The 16,828-nt window shown below is 60.9% G+C and carries 17 protein-coding genes and 1 tRNA gene; 7 read left to right on the top strand and 11 right to left on the bottom strand.

Annotated features, from left to right (window positions below; translation table 11 throughout):
- Positions 1-214: 214 nt before the first annotated feature.
- Genes NPS47_RS14910 through NPS47_RS14890 form a run of 5 tightly spaced genes read right to left on the bottom strand, consistent with a single transcriptional unit; the run spans position 215 to position 4,468 of the window.
- The gene (locus NPS47_RS14910; RefSeq protein WP_274295639.1) at positions 215-1,435 is read right to left on the bottom strand and encodes a methyltransferase; all 1,221 of its coding nucleotides are present in this window, start codon (positions 1,433-1,435) and stop codon (positions 215-217) included.
- Positions 1,436-1,480: 45 nt separating this feature from the next.
- Complete coding sequence (locus tag NPS47_RS14905) at positions 1,481-2,170, bottom strand: ABC transporter permease (RefSeq protein ID WP_274295638.1); 690 nt, start codon at positions 2,168-2,170, stop codon at positions 1,481-1,483.
- Complete coding sequence (locus NPS47_RS14900; RefSeq protein WP_274295637.1) at positions 2,167-2,862, bottom strand: ABC transporter permease; 696 nt, start codon at positions 2,860-2,862, stop codon at positions 2,167-2,169. The genes NPS47_RS14905 and NPS47_RS14900 overlap by 4 nt, the downstream gene beginning before the upstream one ends.
- A 57-nt stretch (positions 2,863-2,919) precedes the next feature.
- Positions 2,920-3,681: an ABC transporter substrate-binding protein gene (locus tag NPS47_RS14895; protein ID WP_274295636.1), complete on the bottom strand. Its 762-nt coding sequence runs from the start codon at positions 3,679-3,681 to the stop codon at positions 2,920-2,922.
- Between the two features lie 13 nt (positions 3,682-3,694).
- Positions 3,695-4,468, bottom strand: a complete 774-nt coding sequence (locus NPS47_RS14890; RefSeq protein WP_274295635.1) for an ABC transporter ATP-binding protein — start codon at positions 4,466-4,468, stop codon at positions 3,695-3,697.
- 609 nt (positions 4,469-5,077) lie between these two features.
- Here NPS47_RS14890 and gabP point away from each other — a divergent pair.
- Positions 5,078-6,472 (top strand): GABA permease, encoded by a 1,395-nt coding sequence (gabP, locus tag NPS47_RS14885; RefSeq protein WP_274295634.1) that lies wholly within the window; start codon positions 5,078-5,080, stop codon positions 6,470-6,472.
- 61 nt (positions 6,473-6,533) lie between these two features.
- On the opposite strand, the gene NPS47_RS14880 is transcribed toward gabP, so the two are convergent.
- Together NPS47_RS14880 and ppk2 are read right to left on the bottom strand one after the other, a co-directional pair.
- Positions 6,534-6,974: a hypothetical protein gene (locus NPS47_RS14880; protein WP_274295633.1), complete on the bottom strand. Its 441-nt coding sequence runs from the start codon at positions 6,972-6,974 to the stop codon at positions 6,534-6,536.
- A gap of 79 nt (positions 6,975-7,053) precedes the next feature.
- Positions 7,054-8,052 carry a polyphosphate kinase 2 gene (ppk2, locus tag NPS47_RS14875; protein ID WP_274295632.1) on the bottom strand — a complete coding sequence of 333 codons (999 nt, stop codon included), beginning with the start codon at positions 8,050-8,052 and terminating at the stop codon, positions 7,054-7,056.
- A gap of 262 nt (positions 8,053-8,314) precedes the next feature.
- Here ppk2 and NPS47_RS14870 point away from each other — a divergent pair, with 262 nt between their 5' ends.
- Entirely contained in the window at positions 8,315-8,533 is a 219-nt protein-coding gene (locus tag NPS47_RS14870; protein WP_274295631.1) for a hypothetical protein, read from the top strand.
- A 103-nt stretch (positions 8,534-8,636) separates the two neighbouring features.
- Here the strand turns inward: NPS47_RS14870 and NPS47_RS14865 are convergent.
- The 4 genes from NPS47_RS14865 to NPS47_RS14850 all read right to left on the bottom strand — a co-directional run bounded on the left by NPS47_RS14865 (position 8,637) and on the right by NPS47_RS14850 (position 12,389).
- A tRNA-Phe gene (locus NPS47_RS14865) sits at positions 8,637-8,712 on the bottom strand.
- Between the two features lie 91 nt (positions 8,713-8,803).
- Positions 8,804-9,076, bottom strand: a complete 273-nt coding sequence (locus NPS47_RS14860; RefSeq protein ID WP_038605754.1) for an oxidative damage protection protein — start codon at positions 9,074-9,076, stop codon at positions 8,804-8,806.
- Entirely contained in the window at positions 9,076-10,140 is a 1,065-nt protein-coding gene (mutY, locus tag NPS47_RS14855) for an A/G-specific adenine glycosylase (RefSeq protein WP_274295630.1), read from the bottom strand. The genes NPS47_RS14860 and mutY overlap by 1 nt, the downstream gene beginning before the upstream one ends.
- A complete protein-coding gene (locus tag NPS47_RS14850; RefSeq protein ID WP_274295629.1) occupies positions 10,137-12,389 on the bottom strand; it encodes an AsmA family protein in 2,253 nt (750 codons plus the stop codon). The genes mutY and NPS47_RS14850 overlap by 4 nt, the downstream gene beginning before the upstream one ends.
- A gap of 358 nt (positions 12,390-12,747) precedes the next feature.
- Between NPS47_RS14850 and NPS47_RS14845 the strand changes: the two genes are divergently transcribed.
- From NPS47_RS14845 to hisA, 5 genes are all read left to right on the top strand, one after another.
- On the top strand, positions 12,748-14,409 hold the full coding sequence (locus NPS47_RS14845) for an OFA family MFS transporter (protein WP_274295628.1): 1,662 nt from the start codon (positions 12,748-12,750) through the stop codon (positions 14,407-14,409).
- A gap of 141 nt (positions 14,410-14,550) precedes the next feature.
- Complete coding sequence (gene hisB / locus NPS47_RS14840) at positions 14,551-15,144, top strand: imidazoleglycerol-phosphate dehydratase HisB (protein WP_028942262.1); 594 nt, start codon at positions 14,551-14,553, stop codon at positions 15,142-15,144.
- Positions 15,144-15,782 (top strand): imidazole glycerol phosphate synthase subunit HisH, encoded by a 639-nt coding sequence (gene hisH, locus NPS47_RS14835; protein ID WP_274295627.1) that lies wholly within the window; start codon positions 15,144-15,146, stop codon positions 15,780-15,782. The genes hisB and hisH overlap by 1 nt, the downstream gene beginning before the upstream one ends.
- Entirely contained in the window at positions 15,782-16,042 is a 261-nt protein-coding gene (locus NPS47_RS14830; RefSeq protein ID WP_274295626.1) for a DUF2164 domain-containing protein, read from the top strand. Before hisH ends, NPS47_RS14830 begins: the two co-directional genes overlap by 1 nt.
- A 42-nt stretch (positions 16,043-16,084) precedes the next feature.
- Entirely contained in the window at positions 16,085-16,822 is a 738-nt protein-coding gene (gene hisA, locus NPS47_RS14825; RefSeq protein ID WP_007921811.1) for a 1-(5-phosphoribosyl)-5-[(5-phosphoribosylamino)methylideneamino]imidazole-4-carboxamide isomerase, read from the top strand.
- The last annotated feature ends 6 nt before the right edge of the window (positions 16,823-16,828 follow it).

Genomic DNA, 16,828 nt, shown 5'->3' with positions numbered 1-16,828 from the left:
AAGCGCTTATGCACAAAGCACGTACCAGCCAGGCCGTACGTGCGTCGGAGCGACGCAGGCCGTTGGTCTTTGCGCAAATGGCTGTTTTTGCTGGCGATAAGCCGCTGGATAAAAAACCACCAATCAACGAAAGCGCTTGGATCCAAGGATTTTCAGGGCTTTTTCAAAAGGTTGCCCACAGACTTATCCACAGGCTGCGCACAGCTGGCAGCGGCTATTGGCGTTCGGCCAGAAGCATCAGATTGCGCGGTGTCAGCGGTTGCTGGCAAAACACTCCCAATTGCACCCGGTAGCCTTGCTCCTGCAAGTACAAGCCGCGGTCCAGCACCAGCCACAGTTCCAGCGGGCGACGGAACAGATTGCGCACTAGCTCGAGGTTGCGCACCTCGGTCAGGCGCTGCCAGCCCCTGGCCTGCAATGCCTCCCAATCGGGGGCGTGATCGATCCGCAGGTCTTTGAGGGCCGCCAGGTCCCGGCAGTAGTCGGCGAACGGTTTGTGCAGCCAGCTGACCGGCAATGACGGTGTCGGCAAGTACTCATCCAGACCTCGCAACTCACGCTGCAGCAGGTCGAATCCCAGGCGTCTGGCCATCGACTCGTCGCGCTGACGGCGTACCCGCGCGCCAGCGGTGACGGTTTCGCTCAGGGGCAGGCCCAGATCATCAATCGACAGCTGCAAGCCTGAAGCAACGGCGGCAGTGGACAGTGGCTGATACTGCGCTGCCTGGATGCGGTTGTAGCAGCACGGGGCAATGGCCAGCTGACGGCAGCCCTGACGGCTGGCCAGTTGCATCAGGCGGACATGCAGGTCGCCGCAGGCGTGCAGGGCCACAACCGTATGGGCGCTGCTCAGGTGACGGTCGGCATCGTCGGCCAGCACGTCCTGCAGCAGGTGCTGGCTGGGCAGGCCGTGATGCTGACTGAGCTGCTGGCCTGCCGCGACCAGTGCCGCGTCGTATTCCAGGCAGGTCAGGTGTTGCCTGTCGGCTTGCAGCAGACGCCGTCCGAGGTGGCCTTTGCCCGAGCACCAGTCGAGCCAGTGTTGCGGTGGGCGGGCAAAACCCAGATGGCTGGCAAACGCTTCGATCTGCTGCCACTTGCGCCCGGGCACATCGACATTCAGGCGGTGGCTCGCAGAAGGCAGCGCAACTGTGGATAACTCCCCCACTTCTGCCAATTCAACAGCCTGGCGCGCCAGCTGTGGAAAAGGCGCGGGTGCCTGCAGTTGCTCGGGAAGGTTGTGCGCCGCTTCCGCCTCACTCAACGACCGTTGCCGCAACCAGCTGGCCAGGGCTGGGTGCTCGGTCTCCCAGGGTAGCTGCAGCTGGGTGAAGGGGCGTGGCCGCCACAGCGCCTGGTGCTCGCACAGGAAGTCGTCCAGGGCCTGGAAGCGGCTGAGCAACTGGTCATTTTCGAGCGGGCGGGCAGTGGTCATGGGCAGGTACGAAAACGGGGCTGTAATCAGCCCCGTTATACAGGATCAGCGACCCTGGCAGGCGTCGACGCGCAGCCAGCGTTCAAGTTGCTTGAACGCTTGCACCAGCAGGAACGAGATCAACAGATAGAACAGGCCCGCGGCGAAGAAGATCTCCACCGGCAGATAGGTACGGGCGATGATCGTCCGCGCCATGCCGGTCAGTTCCAGCAGTGTCACGGTACTGGCCAGGGCGCTGGCCTTGAGCATGAGGATCACTTCGTTGCTGTAGGCGGGCAGACCGATCCGCGCTGCGCGCGGCAGCATGATGTAGAACAGCGCCTTGGCCCTGGACATGCCCAGGGCCCGCGCCGCTTCGATTTCACCGCGTGGTATGGCCTGCAGCGCGCCGCGCAGGATCTCGGCGATGTAGGCGGCGGTGTGCAGGGTCATGGTCAGCACCGTGCACCAGAACGGATCGCGCAAGTAGGGCCACAACGCACTGTCACGGACTGCGTCGAACTGGGCCAGGCCGTAGTACACCAGAAACAGCTGAACCAGCAGCGGCGTGCCGCGGAAGAAGAAGATGTAGCCGTAGGGCAGCGCGCGCACGTACCAGTGACGAGAAGAGCGGGCGATACCTAGCGGAATGGCCAGGATCAGGCCGGCAATCACGGCGATGGCGACCAGTTCCAGGGTCAGTGTGGCGCCCTGGGCCAGGCGTGGCAGCCATTTGATGATGACTTCCCAGTTCATTGGTTAGGCCTCACGAAGCCGCGTGCGGCACGTTTTTCCATGAAGTGCATGCCGATCATGGCAAGGATGGTCAGGCCCAGGTAGATCACCGCAGCGACCATATAAAAGGTGAAGGGCTGCTTGCTTACCGTCACGGCGATCTGTGAATGTTTCATGATCTCTTCCAGGCCGATCACCGATACCAGCGCGGTGTCCTTCATCAGAATCATGAACAGGTTGCCCAGGCCGGGGAGGGCGATGCGCCACATCTGCGGCAGGATCAGCTTGGAAAAAATCCGTCCTTTCGAAAGCCCCAGGGCCAGGCCCGCTTCACGGTGGCCCTTGGGGATGGCCAGGATCGCACCACGGAAGACCTCCGTGGCATACGCGCCGAAGCACAGGCCCAGAGCGATTACGCCCGCAGCAAAGGCGTTGAGCTCAAGGCCGGGAATATTCAGGGCTTCGCCAAGCCGGTTCATCAGGCTGACGGTGCCAAAGTAAATCAACAACACCCAGAGCAGTTCGGGCACGCCACGAACCAGCGTGGAGTAGAAGCCACCCAGCCAGCGCAGGGGTTTGTACGGCGAAGTCTTGGCCAGGGCGCCAAGCAGCCCCAGCACCAGCCCCAGACATAGGGCCGACAACGCGAGTTTGACGGTCATCAGCGTCCCGGCCACCAGGGCCGGACCGAATCCGTAGAGATCAATATTCATGGGCAGGTTTGTTCAAAGGACCGGCATCGCCCTCAGGGCAATGCCGGTCGGGGCGAATCAATAGATGCTGAACGGGAAGTACTTGTTGTTGATCTTCTCGTAGGTGCCGTCGGCAACGATTTCTTTCAGGGCGGCGTTCAGCTTGTTGCGCAGTTCGTTGTCGCCTTTGCGCACAGCGATGCCGACCTTGTCGCTTTCGTTCACCGGCTCGCCTTTGAACTCGTAGTTCTCGCCGGCTTTAGACTTGAGCCAGTCGTAGTTGGCGTACTTGTCGGCCAGCAGGGCGTCGACGCGGCCGGAGGTCAGGTCCAGGTAGGCGTTTTCCTGGGTGTCGTAGAGGCTGACCTTGAACTTGCCGTCCATGCCGCCGTGGTCGTCCAGCCAGATCGCGGCCTGGGTGGCGCGCTGGGTGCCGAGGGTCTTGCCGACCAGCGAGGCGTCGTCAGTCTTGAAATCGACTTTTTTTGGCGCGATGAACTGCTGCTTGTTCGAGTAGTACGGGTCGGTGAAGTCCACGGCCTGCTTGCGCTCGTCGGTGATCGACAGCGACGAGACGATGAAGTCGAACTTCTTGGCGTTCAGGGCCGGGATGATGCCGTCCCAGTCGGAGGTGACCACTTCGCACTCGACTTTCATCTTGGCGCACAGGGCGTCACCGATGTCTTTGTCGAAGCCGACGACCTGGCCGCTGGCATCCTTGTTGTTGAACGGCGGGTAAGCCGCCTCGATGCCCATCTTCAGTTTCTCGGCAGCCATGGCATTGGCCGAGAACACCAGCGTGGCGGCAGCGGCCAGGAGGAATTTCTTATAGGTCTGCATGCGTGTTGCTCCGTTAGCGGTTGCTGGACATGAATTGTTTACAACGCGCCGAGTTCGGGTTTTCAAAAACCTGCTGCGGCGTTCCCTGCTCTTCGACCAGCCCTTGGTGCAGGAAGACGACTTCACTGGACACCTGACGGGCGAAGCCCATTTCGTGCGTAACCAGTAGCATGGTACGGCCTTCTTCGGCGAGGGCGCGGATAACGTTCAACACTTCCTGGACCATTTCCGGATCCAGCGCCGAGGTCGGCTCGTCGAACAGGATGACCTTGGGCTTCATTGCCAGGGTACGGGCAATAGCGGCGCGCTGCTGCTGGCCACCGGAGAGTTCGGCCGGGTAGGCGTGGCGCTTGTTGTGGATACCGACCTTGTTGAGCAGGGCCTCGGCATGCTCGATGGCTTCGGCCTTGCTCTGGCCCAGCACGCGGCGTGGCGCCTCGATGATGTTGTCGAGGATGCTCATGTGCGGCCACAGATTGAAATTCTGGAACACAAAGCCGATCTCGCTGCGCAGGCGATTGATCTGCTTGTTGTCGGCAGCCACCAGTTCGCCGTTTTTCGCGGCCTTGAGCCGGAGTTCTTCACCGGCCACCAGGATCTGGCCCTGGTGCGGGTTCTCCAGCAGGTTGATGCAGCGCAGCAGAGTGGACTTGCCGGAGCCGGAGGATCCCAGGATCGAGATCACGTCGCCATCGCGTGCGGTCAGCGAGATGCCCTTGAGGATCTCCTGATCGCCGTAGCGTTTGTGCAGGTTGCGGATTTCCAGCGCGGGCGTGGCCTCAGCCATGTGCGGTCCTCATGTGTTCTGGTGCGCTCCTGCTGTTGGCGGCCTTCTTGGCGAGCGCCAAGCTAGCATAGCGGCCGAATGACAGCCAACAAGGTCGGGAGGGGCAAGCAGTTGCCAGGTGGGCGAGTGTCGCATCGCTGCAGCGGACTGTCGCGCGGATGACCACTTGCCCTCGTTTCCAGGGCCGGAGCCTTGATGAAAAAAGGCGCGATGGTGCCATTTTTGGCCAGTGCTGGGAAGTCGTTTCTGACCTAGCGCACAGCTTCGGGCGGTGAATCGCGGCTTTGGTTGTACCTGAAGGTTGCGCCTTCTGGTTTCTTCGATGGGCGTGAGGTGTTACCGCTGGACGATTTTGGTGCTCCTGGGGCATTTGTAAGTGGGTATTTCAGTAATCGTGGTTTTCCGAGGGTTTTTGAGGGTCTTTCGGTCAGCTTCTGGCAGAAAGGCCTGTAAGCCTTGTTTGACGGGGCTGTGAGATATTTCGAACGAACGGTCATCGTGCTGGCGCGGATATTGCCTTATGCATCGGCAACAGGATGTAGCACTCTTTTTATCCAAGGCGCGCCTCAAGTCGCAGGATCAAAACGCAATTCTTGCAAAGGTAGTTTTATGAGCGGTACGCACAATTCCAATGACCTCGCTCAGGGGCTCAAACAACGGCATGTCACCATGCTGTCCATTGCTGGTGTGATCGGTGCCGGCCTGTTCGTCGGTTCCGGCCATGCCATCGCCGCTGCCGGCCCGGCTGTTTTGCTGGCCTATGCCGCCGCCGGTACCCTGGTGGTGCTGGTCATGCGCATGCTCGGGGAGATGGCCGTCGCCTCGCCCGACACGGGCTCCTTCTCTACTTATGCCGACAAGGCCATCGGCCACTGGGCCGGTTTTACCATTGGCTGGCTGTACTGGTGGTTCTGGGTCCTGGTGATCCCGCTGGAGGCCAACGCCGCAGCGGCCATCCTGCATGCCTGGTTCCCTGATGTCGGCATCTGGGTGTTTAGCCTGGTCATTACCCTGCTGCTGACCGCAACCAACCTGTTCAGCGTGAAGAACTACGGCGAGTTCGAGTTCTGGTTCGCCCTGCTCAAGGTTATCGCCATCATCGGCTTCATTGTTCTGGGTGTGGCGGCAGTCTTTGGTTTCCTGCCTAACAGCCAGGTCAGCGGCGTCAGCCACCTGTTCGACACCCAGGGCTTCATGCCTAACGGTCTGGGCGCAGTGCTGGCAGCCATGCTGACCACCATGTTCTCGTTCATGGGTACCGAAATCGTCACGATTGCAGCCGCCGAATCCAAGGATCCGGGCAAGCAGATCTCCAAGGCCACCAACTCGGTGATCTGGCGGATCTTTCTGTTCTACCTCGTGTCGATCTTCCTGGTCGTGGCGCTGGTGCCGTGGAACAGCAGCGAGCTGGCAGAAGTCGGTTCCTACCAGACCGTGCTGAACCTGATGGGCATCCCTAACGCCAAGCTGATCGTCGACATCGTTGTGTTGATCGCGGTAACCAGCTGCCTGAACTCGGCGCTGTACACCTCCTCGCGCATGCTCTTCTCCCTGAGCAAGCGTGGTGACGCACCGGCCGTGGCCCAGCGCACCACCTCCAGCGGTACCCCGTACGTTGCGGTGGTGCTGTCGACTGCAGCGGCGTTCCTGACTGTGGCTGCCAACTACGTGGCACCTGCCGCGGTGTTCGAGTTCCTGCTGGCCAGCTCCGGCGCCATTGCCTTGCTGGTGTATCTGGTGATTGCCATCTCGCAACTGCGCATGCGCCGTCAGCGCATGGCGCGTGGCGAGAAGATCGCGTTCAAGATGTGGCTGTTCCCGGGCCTGACCTGGGCGACCATCTTCTTCATCGTTGCCATTCTCACCGTGATGCTGGTGCGTCCGGATCACCGTATCGAGATCATCGCGACCGGCTTGCTGTCGATTGCCGTGGTTGCGGCTGGCCTGCTGGTGGCGCGAAAGCGCAAGGCCGAGGCGGCTGGACGTGCGGTGCTGAACAACTGATTCAGTGCTGTTGAAATGAAAAGGCCGCGATCTTTACCGATCGCGGCCTTTTTGTTTGTGCTCAGCCAAACTTCTTCTGTTGCTGCTTGGCCACCGCTTCCGAGGCCGAGATGTAGGCTTCCTGGAACTCGTCGCTCTCCAGCCAGGCCATGGTGGTGTCCTCGTCAGCCCCGTCCAGCCATTTGCGGTAGGCGGTGAAGACCATGACGATGTAGTCGGTGGCGTGCTCTTCCTTGTGGCCTTTGAGTACCAGGGCCAGCAGAGGATCGACCAGGAACACCGAGATCAAGGCCACCAGGCCACCTTCCTGGGCTTGTTTCATCTTGTCGAACAGGGCGCTGTAGCTGCCCGAGTTCATCGCCTTGTCGAACACCTGCTCGACGCTGGCGCTGGAGCTTTCGCCGGAGCTTTTGACCGCCTGGCCGCTGCGCACCATGCGGTTCTCGCGAGCCTTGGTGGCGGCGCGCTTGGCGCGTTTCTGCTGTTTGCTGTTGGAGGCCATCGGTGAATCCTGAGTCGAAAAATTTTGCGTATTGAAGCCTAGTTGGCAAAGAAACCCAAGTGCCGCCGACGGCCATCGCTCAGGCGGGCTGTACCAGCTCGCCACGGTCTTCCTCGACCAGTACCCGTGCCGCACGCGCAACCAGCAGCGGATCGGGCTGGTGGGCCACGCCCAGGTCCTTGCCCGGGTAGTCGAGCGAATGCAGGAAGTGGCGAATGCAGTTGATCCGCGCGCGCTTCTTGTCGTCGGACTTGATCACCGTCCAGGGCGCATCGGCCGTGTCGGTATGGAAGAACATCGCCTCTTTGGCGGTGGTGTACTCATCCCACTTGTCCAGCGACTTGATGTCGATGGGCGAGAGTTTCCAGTGCTTGAGCGGGTCGTCACGGCGCGAGATGAAGCGGCGCAGCTGTTCTTCGCGGTTGACCGAGAACCAGTATTTGAACAGCAGGATGCCGCTGTTGCAGAGCATGCGCTCCAGGTCAGGCGCCTGGCGCATGAACTCCAGGTATTGCAGGGGCGAGCAGAAATCCATCACCCGCTCGACACCGGCGCGGTTGTACCAGGAGCGGTCGAAGAAGACCATTTCACCGGCAGTGGGCAGATGCTGGACGTAGCGCTGGAAGTACCACTGGCCCTTTTCCTGCTCGGAGGGCTTCTCCAGGGCGACGATCCGCGCGCCACGCGGGTTCAGGTGCTCCATGAAGCGTTTGATGGTGCCGCCTTTGCCGGCCGCGTCGCGGCCTTCGAACAGCACGACGATGCGCTGGCCGGTTTCCTTGGCCCAGCTTTGCACCTTGAGCAGCTCGATCTGCAGCTCGTGCTTGGCCTTTTCGTACTCTGCACGGCGCATGCGGTTGCGGTAGGGGTAGCTGACAGGCAGCTTTGCGTTGGTGCTGTCTTCGTTGGAGCCGCGTGGGGCGGAGGCGACTTTCAGGGCGGCAGGTTGCTGGCTGATGCCGCTGATAGATGTATCGCTGGTGGGCTTGTTGCGAACTTGGCGGTGTTTGCGCAAGGGCGTGGTGCTGGGTGTTGATTTGGGGGGAGGGGAAAGTAGAAGGGTTGGTTCATCGCTCATGAGGGTATTGCTCGATCGATTGGATTTCTGTTCCTCATCCTAGGCTTCACGGGTAGAGGACCAATTGATGCTGATCAAGCGCTATCGATTGGGTATCGGTACCCCTTCCTGCTGAAGCCCGGTTCGTAAGCTGCGTAGGTTGGCCTTGGGTCACTTGCGAGCTGTCATTCGAGCATCGATCTCGCATGGTGTTGGCAGGTGGCACGGAAGCGATTCGAAACCCAATGTCGATACGCGATTACGCGTAGTCAGGAGAAAAACCATGAAGCACTACTTCTGCGTCACTCTGTTCGGTAATGACGAGGACGGCAGCCTTTTTTTCATTACAGGTTTCGCGAGCGGTGACGAGCAGATCATCACCAAGGCGGATATTCAGTCGATTTTGGATTCATCCAAGGAGCATGGTGACTTTAAACTACAGGGGATTTCCTACATGGGGTACATGACGGAGGAGCAGTTCGAGAGTCGAAGCGCGGCGTAGGTCGATAGTGATATCTCTGTCGCAGGTCTGGGGTTGAAGGTGTGGTGCAAAATCCCAGGCATAAAAAAACCCTGGATCATCTGATCCAGGGTTTCGGTATTAGTGGTGCCCAGAGACGGAATCGAACCGCCGACACGGGGATTTTCAATCCCCTGCTCTACCGACTGAGCTATCTGGGCAACGGGGCGCATTAAAAGGCTTTTTCGGATTTACGTCAACGACTTTTTGAAAATTTTTTAAATTAATTCCGTCGCTTACGATTTTCCGGGGTTATTCGGCCGGTGGAACGTAGCCTTCGGCCTTTTCGAATTCCTGACCGGAGAAGAACTTGTCCATCTCGCCCTGGAGGAATTTGCGGTCCTCGGCGTTCATCATGTTCAGGCGCTTCTCGTTGATCAGCATGGTCTGCTCTTTCTGCCAGTCGGCCCAGGCCTTCTGCGAGATGTGCTCGTAGATGTCCTGGCCCTTGGCGCCCGGGTACGGTGGACGCTCCAGGCCTGGCAATTGTTCTTTGTACTTGCGGCACATTACGGTGCGGGTCATCACGACTCTCCTGCAATCAAAACGTCGGCCGCGCGTTTCAGCAGCTTTTTCACCGGGGCAGCAAGGCCCAGGCGCGGCGGGGTGGCGAGGTTATACCAGAGCCAGTCGGCCTCGGCCACGTGGGCCCGGGAGTCATCGACCCGGACCAGCCAGGGTTCGATGGCCAGCTGGAAATGGCTGAAGGTGTGCGTCAGGCCGTCCAGCGCCTGGCGGGTGGCAAGGTGCAGGCCGTGTTGGTCGGCCAGATCGTCGAGCTGTTCCAGGTTGTCCAGCTCCGGCAGGCTCCACAAACCGCCCCAGAGCCCTGTGGACGGGCGCCGGTAAAGCAGGATGGCACCTTCGCCGTTGGCCAGCAGCGGCATCAGCGTGCGCCGCTGTGGCAGCGCCTTGCGCGGTTTGGGGATCGGGTAGCGAATCTCCTGGCCGAGCATGTGCGCTTCGCAGCCGAGCTTGAGCGGGCACAGCAGACAGCTGGGCTTGCTGCGGGTACACAGGGTGGCGCCGAGGTCCATCATCGCCTGGGTGTAGTTATTGACCCGGGTATGAGGGGTAAAGCGTTCGGCATTGGCCCACAGGGCTTTGGCCACCTTCGGCTCGCCCGGATAGCCTTCCTGGGCGGTGTAGCGGGCCAGCACGCGCTTGACGTTGCCGTCGAGGATCGGCGCGCGCAGGCCCATGCTGATGCTGGCAATGGCGCCGGCGGTGGACAGGCCGATGCCGGGCAGCTCGGTGAGTTTTTCGACATCGCGGGGGAATTCGCCGCGGTACTGCTCGACGACGATCTTCGCGGTTTTCTGCAGGTTGCGCGCCCGGGTGTAGTAACCCAGGCCTGTCCACAGGTGCAGCACTTCGTCTTCAGGGGCTTCGGCCAGGGCCTGCACTGTTGGCAATGCCGCCATGAAGCGCTCGAAGTAATTGAGCACGGTGCTGACCTGGGTCTGCTGCAACATGATTTCCGAAACCCACACCCGATAAGGCGTGATGCCCTGTTGCCAGGGCAGGTCATGACGGCCGTTACGGTCGTACCACTCCAGCACGGCGCTGGAAAACTGCTCAGGGCTCATCGCTTGAACAACCCCTTGAGTGCATCCTTGAGTTCCGGGCTGACCTTGTCACCGAGCTTCTCGTCGATCTTGTCACTGAGTTTTTCGCTGACTTTGTCGCCCGCCAGTTTGGCGGCGACTTTGCCCAGCGCGTCTTTGTCCAGGCGGCAGGCTTTGGCGCCCAGCTCCAGCGGGCCACGGCAGCGCAGCGGCAGTTCGAGGCCGACATAGCGCTCGCCGACCTGGCAGGCCGGATCGGGCATGTCGCGTTTGTCGCCTTCGACGATCACGCCGACCCGGTAGTCCATGCCCAGCACGCGCAGGTCGAGGTCGCCGTGGCCGTTGACGCTCAGGCCGGGAATGCGCGCCTTGAGGTCAGGGTTGCTGGCCACGCCATTGCGCAGCACCAGGCTGCCTTTGAGCTCCTGGAAGGGCGTGTCCTTGCCACGCGGTTCGCTGCTCAGGGTCTTGCGGTTGAGGGTGGCGATGGCCTGGCAGAGCTGTTGTTCAAGGTTGGCGTTGACCAGGATGCCGTCGTTGATGACAAAGCTGGCGTTGCCATTGAGGGTGTCGATCAGCGCCTTCTGGCTGTTGCCGGTGGCGGTCAGGTCGCTGTTCAGGGTCAGCAGGCCTTTGACCGGCGGGGTTTCGGTCTGGCTCTTGATGAAGTGCTCGACCGGCACCCGGTTGACCTTGGTGATGAGGCCGATCTGCGGGACGGCCGGGCGCACATCCAGGGTGCCCCTGGTTTCAAAGTCGCCGTCATAAAGGCCGCCGCGCAGGGTTTCCAGGGTGATCAGACCGCCTTGGCCCTGAGTCTTGAGGTGGGCGTTTTCGATCGGCAGTTTTTCCAGGGTCAGCAGGCCGAAGCTCAGGTCAGCCTGCAGGTCGAGCTGGCGCAGGCGATCGACCGGCAACAGTTTGTCGTTGCTCCAGGCCACCTGGGTCGGGGCGTCGGGCAGCGGCGTGTTACCGGCACTGGCCAGGGCGCTTTGCTCCTTGCTCTTGACCTCGGCCTGGCGCGCCGCCGTGGCGCTGGCTGCGGCTTCGCTCTTGGCCGGCATATAGCGGTCGGCGTCGAACTTGTCGGCCTTCAACTGGATGCGCAGGGCCTGTTTGGCGAAGTCCTCGACCGCCAGACGACCGCTGAAGGCGCTGCCATCGAGTTTTACGGCCAGGTCTTCCAGGGCCAGGCTGTTGGGGCTGCCTTGCAGGCGGCTGACCATTTCGAAGCTGTTCAGTGCGCTGACGTCAGTGGTGGCCGGCAACGCAATGCCAATGCTGTCGAGGAAGGTGCGCAGGTTGAGCTGGGCGATGGACAGGCCACCGGTCAGTTGCGGGGTTTTGTCCAGGTCACGCAGGTTCAGCTCGCCCAGGGCGCGCAACTGGTTGGCCGAGAGTTTCAGGCCGTTCCATTCGGCGACGTTGGCCGCCAGGTCGACCAGCAACTGGCCCTGGGCAGCGAAGGTCAGGGGCTTGCCCTGCAGGGGCTCGCCGGAGGCTTCGCCGCTGAGTTTCATGTCTTCGAACTGGTAGCGCTTGAGGCGGCGGTCGAAACGCAGCTCGCCGTTGAGTTCCGTGCGGGCTTTGAGTACCGGCTGCCCGACGCTGACAAACGCGGTCATTTTCAGCGGGATGTTCACCCCTTCGTGTACCGCGCCGGTGCTCAGCTGGATGCTTTCGGCGCCAAAGGTCTGGCCGCTGCGGGCATCGCTGTACTGAACCCGGGCGTTGTTCACGGTCAGGCTGTCGATATCCAGCTTGACCGGCCGCTCGTTGCTGTCGCTCTTGCTCTGGGCTTTGGCCGTGGCTTCGTCAGCGGGTGCCGGGGTAGCGCCGTCGGCAGGGGCTGCGGCGGCGGTTGGCAATGGCTTGCCGATGTCTTCCCAGTTGCCGTGGCCGTGCTCGTCGCGGCTCAGGCTGAGGTTCAGGCCTTCGACGCGCACGTCGCTCATCTGCACTTCACGGCGCAACAATGGCAGGACGCGCACTGAAAGGCCGAGCATCTGCAGGTCGGCAAACGGCACTTTCGGGTTGTTCAGGGTGGCGATGCTGGCTTCATGCAGCTCCAGACCCAGCCAGGGGAACAGGCTCCAGCCGATATCGCCATTGAGTGTCAGCTCGACGTGGGCTTTATCGCGCGCCAGCTGGCGAATCTCGTCTTTGTAGTCGTTGGGATCGAAGAGGTGGGTCAGGGCAAATCCCAGAGCCACAATGATCAGCAACAGCCCGAGAAGCACCAGCCCCAGGATTTTGCCGAACGCTTTCATGGGCGAGTCCTTGTAGTTCGATTCTAAAATTTAGCCGCAGAGTATAGCGCTGCGCTTGGCGTCGCTGGCGATGCGCAAGGATTACTGCGGATTTCTCCTACAGCGCTGGCCTGATTTGCTCAGGACTTCGACCGCGATGGGGATGACAGTTCCTTGTGCACAGCAATCAGCTGCTGAACAAAAGACGGTATCAGATTGCTTTCAAAGGCAGAGGCTAATGCTACTCTTGCGCCGCTCACAGGCCCTTGTGCGGCGATTTGTCGCGTTTTACAGGGCAATTGTGCCAAAAAACGATCAGTTGCCTATGGGCCAAGGTCGTGAGCCGTGAGCTGACCATCTCTACGCGGGGAACACAATAATGAACAGCAGCATCACGGCAGGCACGCTAACCAGCAGCCCTGGTTTTCTGTCCAAAGAGCGGATCATCGCCGCGCCTGGTTTCAACCGCTGGCTGGTGCCACCGGCGGCGCTGGCGATTCACCTGTGCATTGGCATGGCCTATGGTTTTTCGGTGTTCTGGTTGCCGCTGTCGCAGGCCCTTGGTATTACCGCGCCGGTCGCCTGTGCACCGGACATGAGCTTTTTCGCCCGCCTGTTCAGTGCCGAGTGTGACTGGCAGATTTCGATGCTGAGCTGGATCTATACCCTGTTCTTTGTGTTCCTCGGTTGCTCCGCCGCTATCTGGGGTGGCTGGCTTGAGCACGCCGGGCCGCGCAAGGCCGGGGTGGTTTCGGCGCTGTGCTGGTGCGGTGGTCTGCTGATTTCGGCGTTCGGCATCTATACCCACCAGCTCTGGCTGATGTGGCTGGGCTCGGGCGTGATCGGTGGTATCGGCCTGGGTCTGGGCTATATCTCGCCGGTTTCGACCCTGATCAAGTGGTTCCCCGACAAGCGCGGCATGGCTACCGGCATGGCGATCATGGGCTTTGGCGGCGGTGCCATGGTTGGAGCGCCGCTGGCGGCAGCGCTGATGAACCACTTCGCCAGCCCTGAAGGCGTAGGCGTCTGGCAGAGCTTCGTGGTGATGGCGGTGATCTACTTCGTGTTCATGATCGGCGGTGCCTTGGCCTATCGCGTGCCGCCTACCGGCTGGAAGCCTGAAGGCTGGAGCGCACCGTTGAAGAAAGCCAGCAATGCGATGATCACTCATCGTCACGTGCATGTGAGCGTCGCGTGGAAAACGCCACAGTTTGTGCTGATCTGGCTGGTGCTTTGCCTGAACGTATCGGCGGGCATCGGTATTCTGGGCATGGCCTCACCCCTGCTGCAGGAAGTGTTCGCCGGCAAATTGCTTGGTAATGACCTGAGCTTCAGCGAGCTCAATACCGCGCAACTGGCGCAAATTGCCGCCATCGCGGCCGGGTTCACCGGGCTTTTGAGCCTGTTCAACATTGGCGGGCGGTTTTTCTGGGCTTCGTTCTCCGACTATATCGGGCGCAAGAACACCTATTTTGCCTTCTTCGCCCTGGGTGTTGCCCTGTATGCGCTGGTGCCGAACATGGGGCATCTGGGCAATATCGCCCTGTTCGTGGCAGCGTTCTGCATCATCCTGTCGATGTACGGCGGCGGTTTCGCTACTGTGCCAGCCTATCTGGCCGACCTGTTCGGCACGCAGATGGTCGGCGCCATTCATGGTCGCCTTCTGACCGCCTGGGCTGCTGCCGGCGTGCTGGGGCCAGTGCTGATTACCTACCTGCGTGAATACCAATTGGCGCTGGGTGTGGAGCGTGCGGCCGTGTATGACATCACCCTGTACATCCTGGCCGGCCTGCTGGTGCTGGGGTTTGTCTGCAATACATTGGTACGCCCGGTGGCCGACAAGTACTTCATGACCGATGCGCAACTGGCGGCCGAACAGGCGCTGGGCCATGACCAGAGCAACGGTAATGCCCGGGTGCTGGAGTGGCACGCAGCGCCGGGTAGCCTGCCGTTGGTGGTGGCTGCCTGGCTGGTGGTGGGGATTCCGCTGGCCTGGGGTATCTGGGTGACACTGCAAAAAACCGCAGTGCTGTTCAACTGACCCCTCTGTTCTGATTGGAAGTTGCAGAAAATCATCATGTGGCAGGTAAATCCCCTGCCACATGTCATCTTCGTTTCATGCCACGCGCTTCTAGGCCTATAATGATCGCCTTTTTCGCCCAATGATTTTGCGGAGCTGGTGATGGTCGAACGTAAGGCTTCCGTCGAGCGCAATACTCTGGAGACCCAGATCAAGGCCTCGATCAACCTGGATGGCAGCGGCAAGGCCCGATTTGATATCGGCGTGCCTTTCCTTGAACACATGCTCGACCAAATCGCCCGACATGGGTTGATTGATCTGGACATCGAGTGCAAGGGCGACCTGCATATCGACGATCACCATACCGTCGAAGACGTCGGTATCACCCTCGGCCAGGCCTTCAATCAGGCCATCGGCGACAAGAAGGGCATCCGCCGCTACGGCCATGCCTATGTGCCGCTGGATGAAGCCCTGTCGCGTGTGGTCATCGACTTCTCCGGCCGTCCCGGCCTGCAGATGCACGTACCCTACACCCGCGCCTCGGTGGGCGGTTTCGATGTCGACCTGTTCCAGGAATTCTTCCAGGGCTTCGTCAACCACGCCAACGTCACCCTGCACATCGACAACCTGCGTGGGCACAACACCCACCACCAGATCGAGACGGTGTTCAAGGCGTTCGGCCGCGCGCTGCGCATGGCCATCGAGCTGGACGAGCGCATGGCCGGGCAGATGCCATCGACCAAGGGTTGCCTGTAATGCAGACAGTTGCCGTTATCGACTATGGCATGGGCAATCTGCACTCGGTGGCCAAGGCCCTGGAGCACGTCGGCGCCGGCAAGGTGCTGATCACCAGCGATGCTGCGGTGATCCGCGAGGCTGATCGTGTGGTGTTCCCGGGTGTCGGCGCGATTCGCGACTGCATGGCCGAGATTCGCCGCCTGGGCTTCGACAGCCTGGTGCGTGAAGTCAGCCAGGACCGTCCGTTCCTCGGCATTTGCGTCGGCATGCAGGCGCTGCTTGATCACAGCGAAGAGAACGACGGTGTCGACTGCATCGGCCTGTTCCCGGGCCAGGTGAAGTTCTTCGGCAAAGACCTGCACGAAGACGGCGAGCACCTCAAGGTGCCGCACATGGGCTGGAACGAAGTCACCCAGGCCATCGAGCACCCGCTGTGGCACAACATCCCTGACCTGGCGCGTTTCTACTTCGTCCACAGCTACTACATCACCGCGGCCAAGGCCGTGCAGGTGGTGGGTCGCGGTCACTATGGCGTCGATTTCGCCGCCGCGCTGGCCGAAGGTTCGCGTTTTGCCGTGCAGTTCCATCCGGAGAAGAGCCATACCCATGGCCTGCAGCTGCTGCAGAACTTCGCCGCCTGGGACGGCCGCTGGTAATGAGCAAGTCCAGGACCAAGGCACCGATTCTCACCCTCGCCGCGGAACAGGAACGTGAAGCGCTGGATGTTCTCAAGCGCTTTCTCGAAGACCGTTTCGAGCTGCAACTGGGGTCGTTCGAGGTCGCCGAGGTGCTGGACCTGTTTACCAAAGAGATTGCCCCGCACTACTACAACAGGGCGATTTTCGATGTGCAGAACCACCTCAAGGAACGGTTCGAAAGCATTGAAAGCGACCTGTGGGCGCTCGAGAAGAACTGACTTCCCGGGCATCACTGTTTACCGAATAGACAGGTTTTGCAGATGCTGATTATCCCCGCTATCGATCTCAAGGACGGTGCTTGCGTACGCCTGCGCCAAGGCCGCATGGAAGATTCCACGGTTTTCTCCGACGACCCGGTGAGCATGGCCGCCAAGTGGGTCGAGGGCGGCTGCCGCCGTCTGCATCTGGTTGACCTCAACGGCGCCTTCGAAGGCCAGCCGGTCAACGGCGAAGTGGTTACCGCGATTGCCAAGCGCTACCCGAACCTGCCGATCCAGATCGGTGGCGGCATCCGTTCGTTGGAAACCATCGAGCATTACGTCAAGGCCGGCGTCAGCTACGTGATCATCGGCACCAAGGCGGTTAAAGAGCCGGAGTTCGTCGCCGAAGCCTGCCGCGCGTTCCCGGGCAAAGTGATTGTCGGCCTCGACGCCAAAGACGGCTTCGTTGCCACCGACGGCTGGGCTGAAGTCAGCTCGGTGCAGGTCATCGACCTGGCCAAGCGTTTCGAAGCTGACGGCGTCTCGGCCATCGTCTACACCGACATCGCCAAAGACGGCATGATGCAAGGCTGCAACGTGCCTTTCACCGCAGCTCTGGCCGCCGCCACCAAGATTCCGGTCATCGCCTCCGGCGGTATCCACAACCTCGGTGACATCAAGGCCCTGCTCGACGCCAAGGCGCCAGGCATCATCGGTGCGATCACCGGCCGCGCCATCTACGAAGGCACCCTGGATGTCGCCGAGGCACAAGCCTTCTGCGACAGCTACCAAGGCTGAGGACTC

The organism is Pseudomonas putida, assembly GCF_028682475.1.
Classification (GTDB): Bacteria; Pseudomonadota; Gammaproteobacteria; order Pseudomonadales; family Pseudomonadaceae; genus Aquipseudomonas; species Aquipseudomonas putida_AG.
The sequence above is the reverse complement of the archived record's forward strand: the minus strand, read 5'-3'. Positions and strand labels throughout refer to the sequence as shown.